The organism is Williamsia sp. Y844 (assembly GCF_056786475.1).
Genome location: NZ_JBXCJB010000003.1, coordinates 82,059 through 100,937, shown reverse-complemented (window position 1 = coordinate 100,937; position 18,879 = coordinate 82,059). Strand labels below are relative to the sequence as shown.

General features: G+C 63.0%; 14 protein-coding genes and 2 tRNA genes. 7 read left to right on the top strand and 9 right to left on the bottom strand.

Annotated elements, in window-relative coordinates; all coding sequences use genetic code 11:
* Window positions 1-39 precede the first annotated feature (39 nt).
* Window positions 40-2,715, bottom strand: coding sequence for a valine--tRNA ligase (locus AC1TQG_RS17240; RefSeq protein WP_482138938.1), 2,676 nt, complete (start codon window positions 2,713-2,715; stop codon window positions 40-42).
* A gap of 76 nt (window positions 2,716-2,791) precedes the next feature.
* On the bottom strand, window positions 2,792-3,397 hold the full coding sequence (locus AC1TQG_RS17235) for a molybdenum cofactor guanylyltransferase (protein ID WP_482138936.1): 606 nt from the start codon (window positions 3,395-3,397) through the stop codon (window positions 2,792-2,794).
* A 67-nt stretch (window positions 3,398-3,464) separates the two neighbouring features.
* Between AC1TQG_RS17235 and AC1TQG_RS17230 the strand changes: the two genes are divergently transcribed.
* Both AC1TQG_RS17230 and fdhD read left to right on the top strand, forming a co-directional pair.
* Entirely contained in the window at window positions 3,465-5,762 is a 2,298-nt protein-coding gene (locus tag AC1TQG_RS17230) for an FdhF/YdeP family oxidoreductase (RefSeq protein WP_482138934.1), read from the top strand.
* Window positions 5,762-6,583 (top strand): formate dehydrogenase accessory sulfurtransferase FdhD, encoded by an 822-nt coding sequence (gene fdhD / locus AC1TQG_RS17225; protein WP_482138932.1) that lies wholly within the window; start codon window positions 5,762-5,764, stop codon window positions 6,581-6,583. Before AC1TQG_RS17230 ends, fdhD begins: the two co-directional genes overlap by 1 nt.
* Before the next feature lie 13 nt (window positions 6,584-6,596).
* Here fdhD and clpX read toward each other — a convergent pair whose 3' ends face one another.
* The 5 genes from clpX to AC1TQG_RS17200 all read right to left on the bottom strand — a co-directional run bounded on the left by clpX (window position 6,597) and on the right by AC1TQG_RS17200 (window position 11,003).
* Window positions 6,597-7,874: an ATP-dependent Clp protease ATP-binding subunit ClpX gene (clpX, locus tag AC1TQG_RS17220; protein WP_482138930.1), complete on the bottom strand. Its 1,278-nt coding sequence runs from the start codon at window positions 7,872-7,874 to the stop codon at window positions 6,597-6,599.
* A gap of 187 nt (window positions 7,875-8,061) precedes the next feature.
* Entirely contained in the window at window positions 8,062-8,691 is a 630-nt protein-coding gene (locus AC1TQG_RS17215; protein WP_482138928.1) for an ATP-dependent Clp protease proteolytic subunit, read from the bottom strand.
* A 73-nt stretch (window positions 8,692-8,764) separates the two neighbouring features.
* Window positions 8,765-9,373, bottom strand: coding sequence for an ATP-dependent Clp protease proteolytic subunit (locus AC1TQG_RS17210; RefSeq protein ID WP_482138926.1), 609 nt, complete (start codon window positions 9,371-9,373; stop codon window positions 8,765-8,767).
* Between the two features lie 162 nt (window positions 9,374-9,535).
* The gene (gene tig / locus AC1TQG_RS17205) at window positions 9,536-10,897 is read right to left on the bottom strand and encodes a trigger factor (RefSeq protein WP_482138924.1); all 1,362 of its coding nucleotides are present in this window, start codon (window positions 10,895-10,897) and stop codon (window positions 9,536-9,538) included.
* Window positions 10,898-10,929: 32 nt separating this feature from the next.
* Window positions 10,930-11,003: transfer RNA gene (locus AC1TQG_RS17200), tRNA-Pro, on the bottom strand.
* A gap of 203 nt (window positions 11,004-11,206) precedes the next feature.
* Between AC1TQG_RS17200 and AC1TQG_RS17195 the strand changes: the two genes are divergently transcribed.
* The 5 genes from AC1TQG_RS17195 (at window position 11,207) to AC1TQG_RS17175 (ending at window position 16,354) form a co-directional block, all read left to right on the top strand.
* A tRNA-Gly gene (locus AC1TQG_RS17195) sits at window positions 11,207-11,280 on the top strand.
* 236 nt (window positions 11,281-11,516) lie between these two features.
* On the top strand, window positions 11,517-12,770 hold the full coding sequence (locus AC1TQG_RS17190) for a serine hydrolase domain-containing protein (RefSeq protein ID WP_482138922.1): 1,254 nt from the start codon (window positions 11,517-11,519) through the stop codon (window positions 12,768-12,770).
* A 217-nt stretch (window positions 12,771-12,987) separates the two neighbouring features.
* Window positions 12,988-14,187: a lipase family protein gene (locus AC1TQG_RS17185; protein WP_482138920.1), complete on the top strand. Its 1,200-nt coding sequence runs from the start codon at window positions 12,988-12,990 to the stop codon at window positions 14,185-14,187.
* 47 nt (window positions 14,188-14,234) lie between these two features.
* Window positions 14,235-15,479 (top strand): lipase family protein, encoded by a 1,245-nt coding sequence (locus AC1TQG_RS17180; protein ID WP_482138918.1) that lies wholly within the window; start codon window positions 14,235-14,237, stop codon window positions 15,477-15,479.
* Between the two features lie 197 nt (window positions 15,480-15,676).
* Window positions 15,677-16,354 carry a L,D-transpeptidase gene (locus AC1TQG_RS17175; RefSeq protein WP_482138917.1) on the top strand — a complete coding sequence of 226 codons (678 nt, stop codon included), beginning with the start codon at window positions 15,677-15,679 and terminating at the stop codon, window positions 16,352-16,354.
* 70 nt (window positions 16,355-16,424) lie between these two features.
* Here AC1TQG_RS17175 and sthA read toward each other — a convergent pair whose 3' ends face one another.
* Together sthA and AC1TQG_RS17165 are read right to left on the bottom strand one after the other, a co-directional pair.
* Window positions 16,425-17,861: a Si-specific NAD(P)(+) transhydrogenase gene (sthA, locus tag AC1TQG_RS17170; RefSeq protein WP_482139875.1), complete on the bottom strand. Its 1,437-nt coding sequence runs from the start codon at window positions 17,859-17,861 to the stop codon at window positions 16,425-16,427.
* Window positions 17,862-17,967: 106 nt separating this feature from the next.
* Complete coding sequence (locus tag AC1TQG_RS17165; protein ID WP_482138915.1) at window positions 17,968-18,825, bottom strand: PE-PPE domain-containing protein; 858 nt, start codon at window positions 18,823-18,825, stop codon at window positions 17,968-17,970.
* Window positions 18,826-18,879 lie beyond the last annotated feature (54 nt).

The window sequence follows — 18,879 nt, the reverse complement described above, 5'->3', positions numbered from 1 at the left end:
CGGCGGTCGGGGCCTGATGGTCGGGGTTTCGGGGTTCGGTCACGATCCGGAACCCATCGCCTCGATCTTCGCGGTGACCCTGACGACTTCATCTCGGGCAAATTGCTGCCGCTCACGAATCTTGGCAACCACGGCGTCCGGCGCCTTCGCCAGGAACTGCTCGTTGCCCAGCTTCTTGGTGGTCGTCTCGAGTTCTTTCTCGGCGACAGCCAGATCCTTTGCCAGTCGCCGCTTTTCGGCCTCGATGTCGATGGTGCCCGAGGTGTCGATCTTCACCGTGACGGTGGTCGCTCGCAGACGCACCTCGATGGTCGCGGTCGCCGAGAAATCGTCGTCGGCAGGCGTCAGCTTGGCGAGCGAGTCGATGTAGTCGCGCTGGCCGGCAAGATCGGCCTCGTCGAGGCCGATCAGTTCGGCAGCCACCTTCTGCGACGGCTTGAGACCCTGGTCGCTGCGGAAGCGACGAATGTCGGTGATCAGCTTCTGGGTGTCGGTGACCCGGTTTGCCGCAACGGTGTCCGTCGCAACACCCGAATCGGTCGGCCACTGCGAGATCACCACTGATTCACCGCCGGTGAGTGTCTTCCACAGCACCTCGGTGACAAACGGCATCACCGGATGCAGCATCCGCAGCAGCGCGTCGAGGACGTTGCCGAGCACGACTTTGGTTGCGGCCGAACGCGCTTCGTCGTCACGCGCGAACTGCACCTTCGCCAATTCGAGGTACCAGTCACAGAACTCGTCCCACGCGAAGTGGTACAACGCCTCACAGGCCTTGGAGAACTCGTAGGCCTCGAAGCCGGCGTCGACGTCGCGACGGACTTGTTCGAGCCGGTCCAGGATCCAGCGGTCGGTGTCGGTGAGATCGCCGCGCGCTGGGAGTTCACCGACCACAGCACCGTTCATCAACGCGAACTTGGTCGCGTTGAACAGCTTGGTCGCGAAGTTCCGGGACGACTGCGCGTGATCGTCGCCGACGGACAGGTCACCGCCGGGGTTGGCACCGCGGGCCAGCGTGAACCGGAGTGCGTCGGCGCCGTACTGCTTCACCCAGTCGAGCGGGTCGATGCCGTTGCCCTTCGACTTCGACATCTTGCTGCCGTGTTCGTCGCGCACCAGTCCGTGCAGGAAGACGTTCCGGAACGGGACCGGCGCATCGGCGCCGATCTGCTTGCCCAGTTCGTCGGCCACATACGTGCCGAACATCATCATCCGGGCGACCCAGAAGAAGATGATGTCGTATCCGGTCACCAAAACCGAAGTGGGATAGAACTTCTTGAGTTCGTCGCCGACCTCGGGCCAGCCCATCGTCGAGAAGGGCCACAAACCCGACGAGAACCAGGTGTCGAGTACGTCGTTGTCCTGGACGTATCCGGCAGGCGGCTCTTCATCGGGTCCGACACAGACCATGTCGCCGTCGGGTCCATACCAGACCGGAATCCGGTGCCCCCACCACAATTGACGCGAAATACACCAGTCGTGCATGTCGTCGACCCAGGCGAACCAGCGCGGTTCGAGTGATTTCGGATGGATCACCGTCTCGCCACTGCGGACGGCGTCACCGGCGGCCTTGGCCAGCGTCTCGACGCGAACCCACCACTGCATGCTCAGGCGCGGCTCGATCGGTTCACCACTGCGCTCGGAGTGACCGACGCTGTGCAGGTACGGGCGCACCTCTTTGACGATGCGACCCTGCTGTGCAAGCACTTCGCGAATCTTGGCGCGGGCCTCGTAGCGGTCCAGACCATCGAACTCGGTGCCGGTCCCGGCCACGCGAGCCGATTCGTCCATCATCGTCGGCATCGGAAGATTGTGGCGAGATCCGAGTGCGAAGTCGTTGGGGTCGTGGGCGGGGGTGATCTTCACCGCGCCGGTGCCGAACTCGGGATCGACGTAGTCATCGGCGACCACCGGGATCTTGCGGTCGACGAACGGGTGTTCGAGTTCGGTGCCGACCAGGTGCCGGTACCGGTCGTCGTCCGGGTGCACGGCGATCGCGGTGTCACCGAGCATCGTCTCGAGACGGGTCGTGGCCACGACGATGTGGGGTTCGTTGTCATCGAGGGAGCCGTAACGGAAACTGACCAGCTCACCCTCGACATCGGAATACTTGACCTCGATGTCGCTGATGGCCGTCTTCATGACGGGCGACCAGTTCACAAGCCGTTCGGCGCGATAGATGAGGCCGTCGTCGTACATCTGCTTGAAGACGGTCTGCACGGCCTTCGACAGACCTTCGTCCATCGTGAAGCGTTCGCGCGACCAGTCGACGCCGTCGCCGAGGCTGCGCATCTGCGTGCCGATGGTGCCACCGGACTCCGCCTTCCACGCCCAGACCCGATCGATGAACTCCTCACGACCGAGGTCGTCCTTGTTCTCGCCCTTGGCCGTGAGCGCTCGCTCCACCAGGCTCTGGGTGGCGATACCGGCGTGGTCCATGCCCGGCAGCCACAGGACCTCGTAGCCCTGCATGCGGCGTCGCCGGCACAGGGCGTCCATCAACACGTGATCGAGGGCGTGTCCCATGTGCAGCGACCCCGTGACGTTCGGCGGTGGCAACACGATCGAGAACGGCGGCTTGTCGCTGGTCGGGTCGGCGGTGAAGTATCCGGCGTCGACCCATCCCTGATAGAGCTCACCCTCGTACGCACCTGGATCCCAGGCCTTGGGCAGGGCGGTGGGGCTGCTGTCGGGATGCGCGGTCGATTCGGTCACCGGCCAATTCTAGGCAGTCGCCCGGCGAGCGAGAAAAGCGCACGTCGGGTATAGCGGTCCCGACACCGATCCGGGCTCAGTGGACGCGGAGCCGATGCAGGTCTTCGGGCGCGTTCACGTTGGTCAACCAGGCCGGATCACTCAAGGTCACCCGGTGGGTACGCAGCGCGTCGACGGCGGCGAGCATCCGGCGTTCCCCGGTCTGGACCAGCTCGGCGAGGGTTCCGGCCACCCGCGTGCGGTACACCCCGGCCAGCGGGTGGGCCCGCTGCGAGTCCACCGCGATCACGGCGTCGTCGGCATCGGACAGACCCCGCAGCAACTCGTCGATCATCTCCACCGAGATCAGCGGCATATCGGTGGCACACACGAACACCACGTCGCGTCCGGCTTCGGCTGCCGCGGCCAGCCCACGGGCAAGACCGGCCAACGGTCCGGCGTCCGGCTTCTCGTCGGTGACCCAGCGGATCTGCTCGGTACCGGGATGTTCTTCACTGAGCCCCAGATACGCAGGCGACTTGGCCGAGGCCACAACCAGAACCGGATCACACCGCTCCGCCACCACACGAGTGACCCGGCCCAACATGGATTCGCCGTTCCAGGCCATTGCCGCCTTGTCGCTACCCATCCGCTTCGATGCGCCGCCTGCCAAGACCACTGCGCCCACTCGTGATGTCTCCATGCAGACAGTTAACGCGAGCCGGGCGTTGCTGTGGGTGGATTCGGGCCGACAGGGGAAGATGGTTTGCATGGACACTGAATCGATTCCGGAGCCCGGGCCCGCCGAGCTCGACCAGCATCCGCCCAAGCAGTGGGCGGCCGGAGTCACAGCGGTTGCAGTTGCGCTCAATCGCGCGGTCAAGCAGATGGGTCCCGTCCGTACGGCTCGCACCCTGGTAGGCCTCAATCAACGCAACGGATTCGATTGTCCCGGTTGCGCGTGGCCGGAAACGCCGGACCACCGCAAGCATGCCGAGTTCTGCGAGAACGGCGCCAAAGCTGTTGCCGAAGAAGCGACAAAACGAACTGTCGGGCCGGACTTCTTTGCAGCGCACAGCGTTTCCGACCTTCGCGAGCGCTCGGAATACTGGATGTCGCAGCAGGGCCGGATCACCCATCCCATGGTGTTGACCGCTGACGACGATCACTATCGTCCCATCGACTGGGAGCAGGCATTCGCACTGATCGCCGATGAACTCAAGGCGTTGGAGCATCCCGATCAGGCGGCGTTCTACACCTCCGGCCGCACGAGCAACGAGGCCGCGTTTCTCTACCAACTGTTCGCCAGGTCGCTGGGTACCAACAACCTGCCGGACTGTTCCAACATGTGCCACGAATCCTCGGGCAGTGCACTCGTCTCGTCGATCGGCATCGGCAAGGGGTCGGTGTCCGTCCCGGACATCGAGGTCGCTGACCTGATCATCATCGCCGGACAGAACCCGGGCACCAATCATCCACGCATGCTCTCGGTTCTGGAGAAGGCCAAAAAGCGCGGCGCCACCATCATCGCGGTGAATCCCCTTCCCGAAGCGGGTCTGTTGCGATTCAAGGACCCTCAGCAGATCAACGGGGTGCTCGGCAAGGGCACCGCCTTGGCCGATGAGTTCCTGCAGATCCGGATCGGCGGCGACATGGCCCTGTTCCGGGGTCTGGGCAAACTCTTGCTCGACGCCGAGAAAGAGGCCCCCGGAACAGTTTTCGACCACGCATTCCTGGACGAACACTGCCTCGGTGTGCAGGACTACCTCGACGAACTCGAGAAGACCGACCTCGACGAGATCGTCACCGCGACCGGATTGACCCAGGACACGATCCGCGCCACCGCCGATCGGCTGATCGCCTCAGATCGCACCATCATCTGCTGGGCGATGGGCCTGACCCAACAGACGCACGGTGTCGCGACCATCGAAGAACTCACCAACGTCCTGCTGCTGCGCGGCATGATCGGTAAGCCCGGCGCCGGAGTGTGCCCCGTGCGTGGACATTCCAACGTCCAAGGCGACCGCACCATGGGTGTCTGGGAGAAGATGCCCGACGAGTTCCTCGACGCCCTCGACCGCGAGTTCGCGATCACTTCGCCCCGCGCCCACGGTCTCGACACTGTCGACACCATTCGCGCGATGGCCGCAGGCGACGTCAAATTCTTCATGGCCATGGGTGGCAATTTCGTGTCCGCCTCCCCCGACACCAACGCCACCGCGGCCGCGATGGGGAACTGCCGGCTCACCGTGCAGGTGAGCACCAAACTCAACGCCTCACACCTACAGACGGGAACGACCGCACTACTCCTGCCCACCCTCGGCCGCACCGACAAGGACGTCCGTGATGGTCGCAAACAGGCTGTCACCGTGGAGGATTCCATGTCGGTGGTCCACCTGTCCCGCGGTTCGCTGCCGCCCGCGAGCGATCAGCTCCGCAGCGAGGTATCGATCATCTGCGACGTGGCCGGCGCCACCCTCGGCGCCGATCACCCGGTCCCCTGGGCCGCGATGGCAGATGACTACGACACGGTTCGCGACCACATCTCGCGGGTGGTACCCGGTTTCGCGGACTTCAACAACCGGGTCCGCCAACCGGATGGCTTCGTCCTACCCCACCCGCCCCGCGACACCCGGACGTTCCCGACCCGAACCGGTAGGGCCAATCTGGCCACCAACCCCCTGACCTGGCTGCGGGTACCCGAAGGGCGCGTCATCCTGCAGACCATGCGCAGCCACGATCAGTACAACACCACGATCTACGGGCATGACGACCGTTACCGCGGCATCAAAGGCGATCGCCGGGTGGTCCTGCTCAACCCCACCGACATCACCGCACTCGGGTTCACCGAAGGCGAAAGTGTTGATCTGGTCTCCGAGTTCGATGGTTCGGGCGGTGTCGAAGAACGCCGCGTCGAGGCATTCCGGATCGTCGCCTACCCCACCCCACGTGGCAACGCGGCGGCGTACTATCCGGAGACAAATCCGCTTGTCCCCCTCGAACATGTTGCGGCCAAATCGAATACGCCGGTATCAAAGGCCCTCACCGTCCGGTTGGAGCGTCGCTGATGGGTCGGATGAGCACACGCGCCCGTGTCCGGCGGATCAGGCCCGGCGGTACCGACTCCCGCGCGGACACACTGGCCGTCGAGGAGCCGCTGGAACTGCGGGTTGCCGGCAAGCCACTGTCTGTCACGATGCGGACGCCAGGAGCAGACATCGATTTCACCCACGGGTTCCTGTTGACCGAGGGCATCATCGAGGGCGCCGACGACATCGCCGCCATCCGGTACTGCGACGGGGTCGACGAGGAGGGCCGCAACACCTACAACGTGCTCGATGTGACGTTGCGCGACAATCGCAGTCTTCCGTCGACGGCCACCCGCAACTTCTTCACCACGTCATCCTGTGGGGTGTGCGGCAAGGCCTCACTCGACGCGGTCCGACTTGCTTCGAATCATCGCCCGGCCGACGACGACGCCACCGTGAACATCGAGACCCTTGCACGGCTACCGGACCGCCTCCGCGAATCGCAGAAGATATTCAGCTCCACCGGAGGGGTCCACGGGGCCGCACTTTTCACAACCGACGGCACCCTGCTCGTGGCCAGAGAAGATGTCGGCAGGCACAACGCGGTCGACAAGGTGGTCGGGTGGGCACTGCAGCAAGACATGGTGCCACTGCGAGGGACCATCCTGATGCTGTCCGGCCGGGTGTCGTTCGAGCTCGTTCAGAAGGCCGTGATGGCCGGGATACCGATCATCGCCGCCGTCTCGGCCCCGTCGTCACTTGCGGTGGACCTGGGAACCGAACAGGGCGTCGCCATCGTCGGCTTCTTGCGCGGCGAATCGATGAACATCTACTCCGCCGGTCACCGCGTGATCGAGTGACCGGCGCACGCCGCTAGGCGCTCTTCTCACGCCGTTCGTCGCGGCGCGGCTTGCGCGGGACAATCGTCGGAAGAACGTTGTCGCGCACGGTTTCTCCCGTGACGACAACCTTGGCGACGTCGTCGCGGCTGGGGATGTCGTACATCACCGGCTGCAGAACTTCTTCCATGATCGCGCGAAGTCCACGAGCACCGGTTCCACGATGGATGGCCTGATCGGCGATCGCCTCGAGAGCATCGTCGTCGAACTCGAGCTCGACGCCGTCCATGTCGAACAGTCGCGCGTACTGCTTGACCAGAGCGTTCTTGGGCTCCGACAGAATGTTGATCAGCGACGGCTTGTCCAGCTTGGTCACCGACGCGATCACCGGAAGACGCCCGATGAACTCGGGGATCAATCCGAACTTGATCAGGTCTTCGGGCAGGACCTCGGCGAAGTAATCACTGCTGTCGTTGTCGTTCTTGGCAACTTCGGTGCCGAATCCGATGCCCCGCTTGCCGATTCGGTCGGAAACGATCTTGTCCAACCCGGCGAAGGCACCGGCAACGATGAACAACACGTTGGTGGTGTCGATCTGGATGAACTCCTGGTGCGGATGCTTGCGACCACCCTGCGGCGGCACCGACGCCTGCGTGCCCTCGAGGATCTTGAGCAACGCCTGCTGGACGCCTTCACCGGAGACGTCGCGGGTGATCGACGGGTTCTCGCTCTTGCGGGCGATTTTGTCGACCTCATCGATGTAGATGATGCCGGTCTCGGCACGCTTGACGTCGTAGTCGGCGGCCTGGATCAGCTTCAGCAGGATGTTCTCGACATCCTCACCGACGTAGCCGGCCTCGGTGAGCGCTGTGGCATCGGCGATGGCGAACGGGACGTTGAGCATCTTGGCCAGGGTCTGGGCCAGGTAGGTCTTGCCACAACCGGTGGGGCCGAGCATCAGGATGTTCGACTTCGCCAACTCGACCGGTTCCACACCACGCGAGTCCTTGCGGTCGCCCGCCTGGATGCGCTTGTAGTGGTTGTAGACCGCCACGGCCAGCGTCTTCTTCGCAGTGTCCTGCCCGATGACGTAATTCTCCAGGAAGTCCCGGATCTCAGCCGGTTTCGGGAGCTCATCGAGTTTGACGTCGCTGGTCTCGGCCAGCTCCTCTTCGATGATCTCGTTGCACAGGTCGATGCACTCATCACAGATGTACACACCGGGTCCAGCGATCAGCTTCTTGACCTGCTTCTGGCTCTTTCCGCAGAAAGAACACTTCAGAAGATCGCCACCATCTCCGATACGTGCCATCTGTTGCTGTCCCTACTTCCGTTACCTGATGCCCCAAAGACCCTGATGCCCGGAGACGCTGCCGTCTTACGGCCGTCCCAGCTCACGGGGAGCACAGTACTCACGACCGTACCCGTAGGTGGGCGGAACTTCGACCGATAAAGCCAAATGTCGCGGGCCCAATCGGCGGCCCGCGACACGTGACCGACTACTTACGGCCGGACTTCTTCCGGTACGCGAACACCTCGTCGATGATGCCGTACTCCTTGGCCATCTCGGCCGTCAGGATGTTGTCGCGATCGGTGTCCTTACGGATCTTGTCGGCAGGATGTCCGGTGTGTCCGGCCAGGATGTCGTCGAGTTTCCGTCGGATGCGCTCGATCTCGGCGGCCTGGATCTCGAGGTCGGAGACCTGACCCTGGTATGCCCCACCGGTGCGCGGCTGATGGATCAGGATCGTTGCGTTCGGCAGGGCCGCCCGCTTTCCGGGAGTTCCACCGGCCAGCACGATCGCGGCAGCCGAAGCGGCCTCACCGAGGCAAACGGTCGCGATGTCGCAGTGCACGTACTGCATCGTGTCGTAGATGGCGAGCATTGCAGGCACGCTGCCACCGGGCGAGTTCACGTACATGATGATGTCGCGGTCGGGATCCTGCGACTCGAGCACCAGCAACTGCGCCATGATGTCGTTCGCAACGGTCTCATCGATCGGCGTGCCCAAGAAGACAATTCGCTCTTCGAAAAGCTTTGCGTACGGGTTGTACTCGCGCGCACCGTTGGGTGTGTGCTCGATGAACGAGGGAAGGATGTACCGCGACTGTGGTGAAAGGTTGTTCATGGTCCTCATTACTTTCCGATGAGTGTGCGAGGGGCCGGAGACGAAGCGGAGCGGAGCTCGACCATGGAAGCGTTCAGGCGCGTGTGATCACGTGATCGACGAGGCCGTATTCCTTGGCCTGCTCGGCGGTGAACCACTTGTCTCGGTCAGCGTCCGCTTCGACCTGCTCGAGCGTCTGCCCGGAGAACTCGGCGTTGAGCTTGTTCATCTCTTTTTTGGTCAGGGCGAACTGCTCGGCCTGGATCGCGATGTCGGCCGCGGTTCCACCGATACCGGCGGACGGCTGATGCATCATGATCCGGGCGTGCGGCAGCGCGTGCCGCTTGCCCTTGGTTCCCGCGGCGAGCAGGAACTGCCCCATCGATGCCGCCATGCCCATCGCGTACGTGGCGATGTCACAGGGAGCGAGCTGCATGGTGTCGAAAATCGCCATTCCTGCGGTGACCGAACCGCCGGGCGAGTTGATGTAGAGGTTGATGTCCTTGGTCGGATCCTCTGCAGAGAGCAACAGGATCTGCGCGCACAGCCGGTTGGCGATCTCATCGTCGACCTGGGTGCCCAGGAAGATGATTCGCTCACGCAGCAGACGCTCGAAGACCGAGTCGGTCAGATTAAGTCCGGCCACACCCGAACTCGCGGTTACTCCGGAGAGTGCTGGCGTGTGGATCTTCGGCTCAGTCACGGTACCTACCTTCGCGTCCCGGGATCAGCTCCCGGGATTTTTCGTTCAACGGACTCACAATGATTTGACTGCTGACTCCGACAGTAACGAATAGGGACGACGCCGAACCCTCGGCGTCGCCCCTATTCGCTGACAGCAGAATGCTTGCTGGCGTTTTGTCTCTTATGTCTGGTCGGTCGACTCGTCGCCCTCGGCTTCGGCAACCGGCTTCGGGAAGAACTCGTCGGTGTCGACAACGTTGCCGTCGGTGTCCTTGACGGTGATCTCGTTGACGATCGACGACAGTGCCTTGCTGCGACGGACCTCGGCGTAGACCGCGCCGACCTGTCCGGCCTGCTGCAGCTGCTGAGCGAACTCGGCGGGCTGCATGCCGTAGCGCTGCGCCTGGAACATGATCTGCTGCATCAGCTCGTCCTGCGCGACATCGGTTTCCTGCTGGTCCGCTATGGCGTCGAGCAGCAACTGGGTCTTGACCGACTTCTCGGCAGACTCACGAGCTTCGGCCTCGAACTTCTCGCGGGTGGTCCCCTGCGCCTCGAGCAGACGCTCGAACGCTTCGTCGTCGTGGCCGAGGCTGTGGACGACCTGATGGATCTGGCCGTCGACCTCGGCGGTCACGATTGCCTCGGGCAGCGGGACCTCGATGGTGTCGACCAGCTTGGCGACGAGCGCCTCGCTGACAGCATTTGCCTGAGCCATCTTCTTCGACCGGGCGACACGCTCGCGCAGGTCGGCCTTCAGCTCGTCGACTGTGTCGAACTCGCTGGCCAGCTGAGCGAACTCGTCGTCGACCTCGGGAAGCTCGCGCTCCTTGACCGAGACAACCTTGACGGTCACGTCTGCTTCGTCGCCACTGTGATCTCCGGCGACCAGCGTGCTCTTGAAGACCTTCTCTTCGCCGGCCGACAGGCCGATGAGCGCCTCGTCCAGTCCGTCGATCAGCTCACCGGAGCCGACCTCGTGGGACAGACCGCTCGTCGCGGCTTCTTCGACCTCTTTGCCGTCGATGGTGGCCGACAGGTCGATCGAGACGAAGTCGCCATCGGCAACCGGACGATCGACACCGGTCAGGGTGCCGAAGCGGGCGCGGAGAGCCTCGAGCTGCTCTTCGACTGCTTCGTCGTCAACTGCGACCGGCTCGACCTCGATCTCGAGGGTCGAGTAATCCGGCAGGTCGATCTCGGGGCGCACGTCGACCTCAGCGGTGAACGTGACACTCTTGCCGTATTCCAGCTCCGACAGATCGATCTCAGGCTGGCCGATCGCCTTGATCTCGGCTGCTTCGACAGCTTCGCTGTACTTGGCCGGGATCGCGTCGTTCACGACCTGAGCAAGCACCGCGTCGCGGCCGACACGGGCCTCGATCAGCTTGGCGGGCGCCTTACCGGGACGGAAGCCGGGGATCCGGATGTCCCGTGCCATCGTCTTGTAGGTGCGGGCGAAATCCGGCTCGAGTTCCTCGAAAGAAACCTCGACGTTGAGTTTGACCCGCGTCGGGCTGATCTGCTCGACGGTGCTCTTCACTTGACTCCCTTGTAGTGCGTTTCTTTCTAGAGTCGGGATGACAGGATTCGAACCTGCGACCCTCCGCTCCCAAAGCGGATGCGCTACCAAGCTGCGCCACATCCCGTGAGGTCTTCCGGTGAAAGCAGGCGACCAGCGCCACTTTCACCGAACGCAAATACTACGTGCCGATGCGCCACGAACCTAAACCGGTCACCCACCGGGCACAGCCACGCCACGGCGACCAGGCGATTTCTCGTCCGCAGGATCGAGACGGTACAGTTCCTTTCGCAGCGGCAGCAGTGGCGATCCCAGTGATGTCGTATGCACGCGGGTGTAGCTCAATGGTAGAGCCCTAGTCTTCCAAACTAGCTACGCGGGTTCGATTCCCGTCACCCGCTCCAGATGCAAAAGCCCCGGTCAGCCCAGCTGACCGGGGCTTTTTGCCATGGCGCTCCTTCTCATCGCGACCCGGCTTGTCAGATTGATTTGCACCTCGTCTGGTCCGGTCGATCATCGAGGCCTGATCCGACCCGTGGATGTCGGAATTGTCCGCAATCCGCACGGCCGGAGCGGATCTCGTGGTACGACTGCTCTTCGATGTCCGTTTTTGGAACGGGCCGCACGAGAGGCGCGCCGCGTGAAGAGCTTTCGCACCCCACCATCGGGACGGCGGCGAAGCGCGGCTCTCACCGCTCTCGCCGTCACCTGTGGACTCGTCCTGGCCGCCTGTTCATCCGACAGTTCGGCAACGGAATCGGACGCTGAGCTCAAGACGATCGACGCCGCAGCGATGACCGCAACCCTCGAAGCGGCGATCGAGGAACTTCTCGTACCCGGCGCACTCGCCCTGATCCAGACGCCCGCAGGCACCTATACGGCCTCGGCGGGTACCACGACGGTAGGCGCCGACAACCCACCCGCCGCCACCGACGGATTCCGCATCGGGTCGGTCACCAAGACGATGACCGCCGCCGCGGTCCTTGCGCTGATCCAAGAAGAGAAGATCAGCGTCGACGACCCGATCGACGCCTATGTCCCGGGTGTCCCGAATGGTGCCGACATCACCATCGCGCAGCTGATGAACATGCGTAGCGGACTGCACAACTACCTCGACACCGACGGTTTCCGCGCCGCCTTCGGCGCCGACCCGACCAAGGTGTGGGCCCCTTCAGAACTCCTTGCCCTGGCGTTCGCCTACCCACCGAGCTTCGCGCCGGGCACCGAGTTCGAGTACTCCAACACCAACACCGTCCTCCTGGGATTGCTCCTGGAGAAGGTGGAGGGCAAAACCCTCGACCGAAGCCTTGCCGACCGCTTCTTCGGTCCGCTCGGGATGAGCAACACCGCACTCCCCGACCCCGCCATCACAACTCTTCCAGAGCCGTCGTCACGCGGCTATCAATATGGCCCGCTCCAGGTTTCGGACAAGGCGATGACACCCGAGGAAACCGCTGCGGCACGGGCAGGCACCCTGCAACCCAATGATGTGACAGCGCAGAGCTCCTCATGGGGATGGGCCGCCGGTGGAGTCGTCTCGACCGCGGAGGACATGCTGACGTGGATCAAGTCATTTGTCGGCGGGGATCTACTCGACGACGCCAACCAGCAGCTGTGGTGGGACAGCATCGTGATCCAGCACGACGAAGATCCCCGCGCGTTCTACGGTTACGGGATCAGTGAGATCCGGTTCGGCCCGAACCGGCTCACCTATCACGAAGGCCAGCTTCCCGCCTTCAACACCATGGCGATTCACGACGAGGCCAACGACGTCAGCATGGTCGTCTGGGCCAATCTCTCGGTCACCCAGGACGTCGACAACGCGTTCACCATCGCGGCGAGGTTGCTGCAGCACATCTACAACACTCCGGCCGACACTCCTCCCGCAGGTTGATGGAGATCGGCTCAGTCTCCCGGGTGACACCCACAGATGATTCTGTGATGCATACCTCGCAAAGCAAACAATGTGACTCACTTGACAATTCGAGCTGAACACCGGCTAAAGTCGTGCCATCGTCGCCCGGGGGGCGGACGACAGTTACCGCTACCCGGAGGCCATGTTGCGCACGATACGTTCTGCCGTGTTCCGAACCCGACCGCGTCGTCGGTTCATGATCGTCGGCGCTCTGTGTGCAACCACGCTCGCCCTACTGTCCGCGGCCCCGGCAACATCAGCTCCGGCGAATGTCGCACTGCCAACCCCGGTCGCCGATCTCTTCTACGCGACACCCGGCAACATCGGCGAGTTCGAGAACGGTGACATCGTCTCCAAACGCAAGATGCCGAACCCGCCGAACTTCTTCAACATCGAGACCTGGCAGGTGAAGTTCCGTAGTACCGACATGTACGACCGCCCGATCGCGGGCATCACCACCCTGCTCCTGCCTCTCAACCGGCAGAAGAATGCACCCCTGTTGAGCTTCCAGGACATCGTCAACTCACTGGGTCTCGAATGCGCACCGTCCCGCACGCTGTACCAACCCGGCGACAGCACGACGGCCCTGGCGCTGCCTGCACTCAATGCGCTTCTCGTACAGGGCTGGGCGATCGCCATCCCCGACCATCTCGGACCACGCAGCGCATACGGTGCCGCCGAGCTCGGCGGTCGGATCACATTGGACGGCATCAGGGCGGCGAAGAACCTGGCCGTGGCCGACCTTTCGGGAAGCCGTGTCGGACTGGTCGGTTACTCCGGGGGCGGCATGGCAACCGCCTGGGCGGCCGCCTTGGCTGCCGGCTATGCGCCCGAGCTCAGACTGGCAGGCAGCGCATACGGCGGCGCACCGATGAACCTCATCAAAATGGCCGAAGGCCTCGGCTACAACAAGCCCCATCCGGCGTTCGGACTCGCCTACGCGGCCGCAGTCGGCCTCTCGCGTGAATATCCGAACGAGATCGAGATGTGGGACAACCTGACCCCGCTGGGTAAGTCGATGTTCGTGCGCATGCAGAACGCATGCATCAACGAGATCTTGGAGATCGGTGAGGATCACAGTGCCGACGAGATGACGCCGGACGTCAAGGTCTTCGACGACCCGGAGGCACGAAAAGTGGTTCAGGCCAACAGCTTGGACACCTACGCCGGCGTACCGAACGCGCCGGTCTACGAGTGGCACAACCCGACCGACAGTCTCATCCCCGTCGATTCCATCATCGAGACCAACGCGCGGTACTGCCGCGCCGGCGTCGCGGTGACAAGCAAGAAGGTTCCATCCGGCGACCACGTGGCGTCCTACCCGCTCGGCATCAATGACGCGCTCGACTGGCTCAAGAACCGATTCGCCGGGTTACCGGCGCCCAATACCTGCTGACACCCCTTGGATCGCGCGATCCACAGACCACGAGCGAAGAGCGAGCCATGCACCGAGTACCGAGTTTCGCCCGCCTGTCATTGATCGGCGCCCTCGTAGCGGTGGTCACGCTTGTTGTCTCGCCGTCGTCGGCCATGGCCGACGACGTCTCACTACCCACGCCTCTACCGGACACGTTCTACAACGCGCCGGACAACATCGAGGGCTATGCCAACGGCGACGTCATCGCAAGCCGTGAGATGCCCGATCCCCCACTGTTGTTCGACCTGCGTACCTATCAGATCAAATACCGCAGTACCGACATGTACTCCCGGCCGATCGCAGCGGTGACCACACTGCTGGTGCCCGACAGCCATGTCGCGGGCGGTCCGCTGCTCAGCGTGCAGGACATCGTGAACGCGATGGGACTCGAGTGCGCGCCGTCACGACAGCTCTACACGACGACTACCAATATCGATCCGCGATCGGGCAGTCTGACCGCAAGCCAGCGCCCATTGCTGAACGGATTGCTGCAACAAGGGTGGGTACTGGCCATTCCTGATCATCTGGGCCCCCGTAGTTCGTACGGCGCAGCGCAACTCGGCGGTCGGATCGCCCTCGACGGGATCAAGGCAGCGCAACGCTTCGCGCCCGCCGATGTCGAGAAGAGCAGGATCGGGCTGATGGGCTACTCCGGTGGCGGGATGGCGACAGCGTGGGCATCCGCGCTGGCATCCTCGTACGCCCCCGAACTCGATATCGCCGGCAGCGCATACGGAGGCGCCCCGATGAATCTGATCAAGATGGCCGAGGGGCTCGGTTACAACAATCCCCACCCCGCGTTCGGCCTCGCGTTTGCCGCGGCCATCGGCCTGTCCCGCGAGTATCCGAACGAGATGCCGGTTTGGCAGAATCTGACCCCGCTCGGAAGATCCATGTACCGCGAGATGCAAAATGCCTGCACCAACGAGATCCTGCTGACAGGCCTCGGTCACAGCGCCAAAGAGATGACACCGGACGTCAAGATCTTCGACGATCCCGCGGCCCGAAAAGTGGTCAACGAGAACAGCCTGGAGTTCTTCTCAGGAATACCGAATGCCCCGGTTTTCGAGTGGCACAGTCCGATCGACAATTTGATTCCGATCGACTCGATCCTCCACACCAACCGGCGCTACTGCCAGGCCGGAACACCTGTGGTCTCGGTTCTGACACCGTCACCCGATCACTTGACGGCCGCAGTGATCGGATTGCCGCCCGCACTGGCCTGGATGACCGACCGTATGAACGGCGTGCCCGCGCCGAGCAATTGCTGACCGAAGCCCGGAAGTCGCAGCCGAAATAGAGTGAGCCAGATCACTTTCAGGCCCATGGTCGAATAAAAGCAGTCACTTCAGCAACTCTGACACCAATCTGGTTCGTAACGTTTGGCGGCGTGGTACCGACATGCAAGTATTGAATCCGCGCTTTCGGGGAGCGCATAAACCTGCACCCAACGTTAGGGTTATACATAGTGTCGACCAGCAAGTTCGCCCGCGGACGCACCGCCAAACGCCTCCTGGCCGCCGGACTCGGCGTTGTCGTGATGGCCCTGGCAGTTCCAACTGCAGTCTCGGCGCAACCGTCGCCCACCATCCCAGGGCTACCCGGCGTGCCACTACCGCAGATCCCCGGCTTGACCATCCCGACACCCCCGGCACCGGAGACCACTCCAGAACCCGCACCGGAGCCGCCGAAGCCGGCCGAACCCGCTCCCCCGGTGAAGACCGACACGGGCTGGGTTGCCCTCGCCGACGACGCCACCCACGAATTGACCGTGTGGCACGAGGGCAAGATCGTCCGCAAGATGCCGATCTCGATGGGTTCGAACGATCATCCGACCCCCAACGGCACGTACTACACCAAAGAGAAGTACCGCGACATGTACATGGATTCGTCCACGTACGGAGTCCCGATCGACGCCCCGGGCGGTTACCGCACCTATGTCGAACACGCGATCCGCATGTCCTGGGACGGAATCTTCATCCATGCCGCACCGTGGTCGGTGGAGCAGCAGGGCAACACCAACGTCAGCCATGGCTGCATCAACGTGAGCCCGGAGAACGGCCAGTGGGTATACGAGAACTTCCCTGAAGGAACCCCGATCGTGGTGCAGGGCACCATCGGCGGGCAGTACATCCCGGGTAGCTAACCCTCCGGAAAACATCCGAAAACCCGGCGCCGAGAGCAACTCTCGGCGCCGGGTTTTTTTGATGTCTGCGTTATTCGGCACCCAGGTCGTGACCGTTGCCGACACCGGTGACCCGGGCGATCGCCCGCATCTTGTTCACCGCGTCCAGTGCCGCCACCTTGTAGCCTTCGGCCAGGGTCGGATAGTTGAACACGGCGTCGACCAGGTAGTCGACGGTTCCCCCGCAACCCATCACCGTCTGGCCGATATGGACCAATTCCGCGGCGTTGGAACCGAATACGTGCACTCCCAGGATGCTTCGGTCGTGCGCATCGACGAGCAGTTTGAGCATGCCGTAGGCGTCGCCCATGATCGCGCCTCTGGCCAGTTCCCGGTAGCGGGCAACGCCCACTTCAAAAGGCACGTTCTCCGCGGTCAGTTCTTCCTCGGTCTTGCCGACGAAGCTGATCTCCGGGATCGAATAGATGCCGATCGGATATTTGGACGCGTCGGATTCGCCGACCGGTTCGCCGAAAGCGTCGTACGCGGCCCGTCGTCCCTGTTCCATCGCGGTCGCTGCCAATGCCGGGAAGCCGATGACATCACCGACAGCGTAGATGTGCGGCACCACCGTGCGGAAACAGTCATCAACCTTGAGCCGACCCCGGTTGTCACCCTCCAAACCGGCTGCGGCAACACCCAATTCCTCGGTGACACCTTGGCGTCCTGCCGAATACAGCACGGTATCGGCAGGAATCTTCTTCCCCGATTCCAATACGGTGACGGTTCCCGACGGGTGCTTCTCGACCATTTTCACCGATTCCCCGAACCGGAAGGTGACGCCTCGGTCACGCAACTGGTATTGCAGCGCCTCAACGATTTCGCGGTCGACGAAGCCGAGCATGCTCTCCCGCTGCTCGACCACGGTCACCTTGGTACCCAGCGCCGCGAACATCGAGGCGTACTCGATTCCGATGACGCCTGCACCCACCACCACCATCGACTGTGGCAGTCGGTCGATCCCGAGGATCTGATCGGAATCGACGATGGTCGCGCCATCGAACTCAACGGTGGTGGGCCGTGCCGGACGGGTACCGACGGCGATGACCGCGTAGTCGAACGTGATGTTCTTTCGGTCACCGCCCTCCGATTCGACGATGAGTTCATTGGGTCCGACAAACCTGCCGTTGCCGATCAGGAGCGCAACCCGGTTGCGGGACAACTGATTCTGGATGATGTCGATCTCTTTCCCCACCACATGCGATGTGCGTGAGGACAGATCAGCGACGGTGATGTCCGTCTTCAGACGGTACGACTGCCCGTACAACTCCCGCTGATTCAGACCGGTCAGATACAAGACCGCCTCGCGCAGCGTTTTCGACGGAATGGTGCCGGTGTTGATACACACACCACCGACCATGTTCCGGCGTTCGACCACCGCGGCTTTCTTGCCGAGCTTGGCAGCAGCAATCGCCGCCTTCTGCCCCGCGGGGCCGGAGCCGATGACAACCAGGTCGTAGTGATCCACGTTCATTTCTCCCAGCGTTGACAAGTCTGGGATTCAGTGTCACCCAAATACAGGTGTCTCACATTTCAGGCGCGTGAATTGTTGCCACCGGGCAAGTGGATACCGGCTAGGCAGCGTGCCGATCGACCCCGCCGAAGGGCAGAAATGTCACCTGCACCTGCAACCACTGGGCCAGTACCTCGCAACCGGACGCCTCGCCCCCGGCAAGTGGTTCGGCGTCATATGCGGTGTGCCGTCCGCCGCGACGGTTCACGACCTGCAGACCCCGCCACATCAATTTGCCTGGTAGGTACCCCGCGATCTCCACCACCGCGACCCGTAGTCGCCGTATGTCTTTACGCCACTGCCGAGGATGGATCGATGTCCGCGCCGCGTTCTGGAAGTCATTGCCCCTCAATACTTGCCAGAGATGGCGACACCAGCCACGCACGTCGTGAATCGACATCGCCGCGGTCAGGTCGGCGAAATCTCGCAGGAATGAGTCACCGCTGGCGTTGCAGATCACATCGGCGGGGTCGGCGATCCAGATCACCGGGATGTCCCCCGGTATCGCCGCGCCCTCGCCGGCAAGTCCGAAGCCGTCGCAGCCCGCGACCACCCCTGGCGGCTGGTGCGGATCGGCCACGAATCCGACCGCCATCACAGTCCTGTGACTTTGGCAGCCCGCCAGCATGTTTCGGATCACCACCGAGCCCTGCGAATAGCCGATGAGCATCACCGGCCCGGTGGTCGCATCCAGCCGGGCCTGCAGATTTGCCACACCCTCGCGCACGCTGTCCAGGTAACTCATACCGGCCAGATCCGGCACCGGGCCATAGCTTGCCGGGTATCCGACCCACCGGCAGTCGAATCGTTCGTCGAGTCGGCCTGCCACCTCCGAGAGGAGACCTCCGACCCGGTGTCGGCTGTCATCCGGGTACGATTCGCCGGTTCCTCCCACGAAGAGCACCGTCACAACTGCCATACGTCCATCATGCCGATGAAACCTGAGGGCTTGCTTAGGCGGTCACACTGCGAT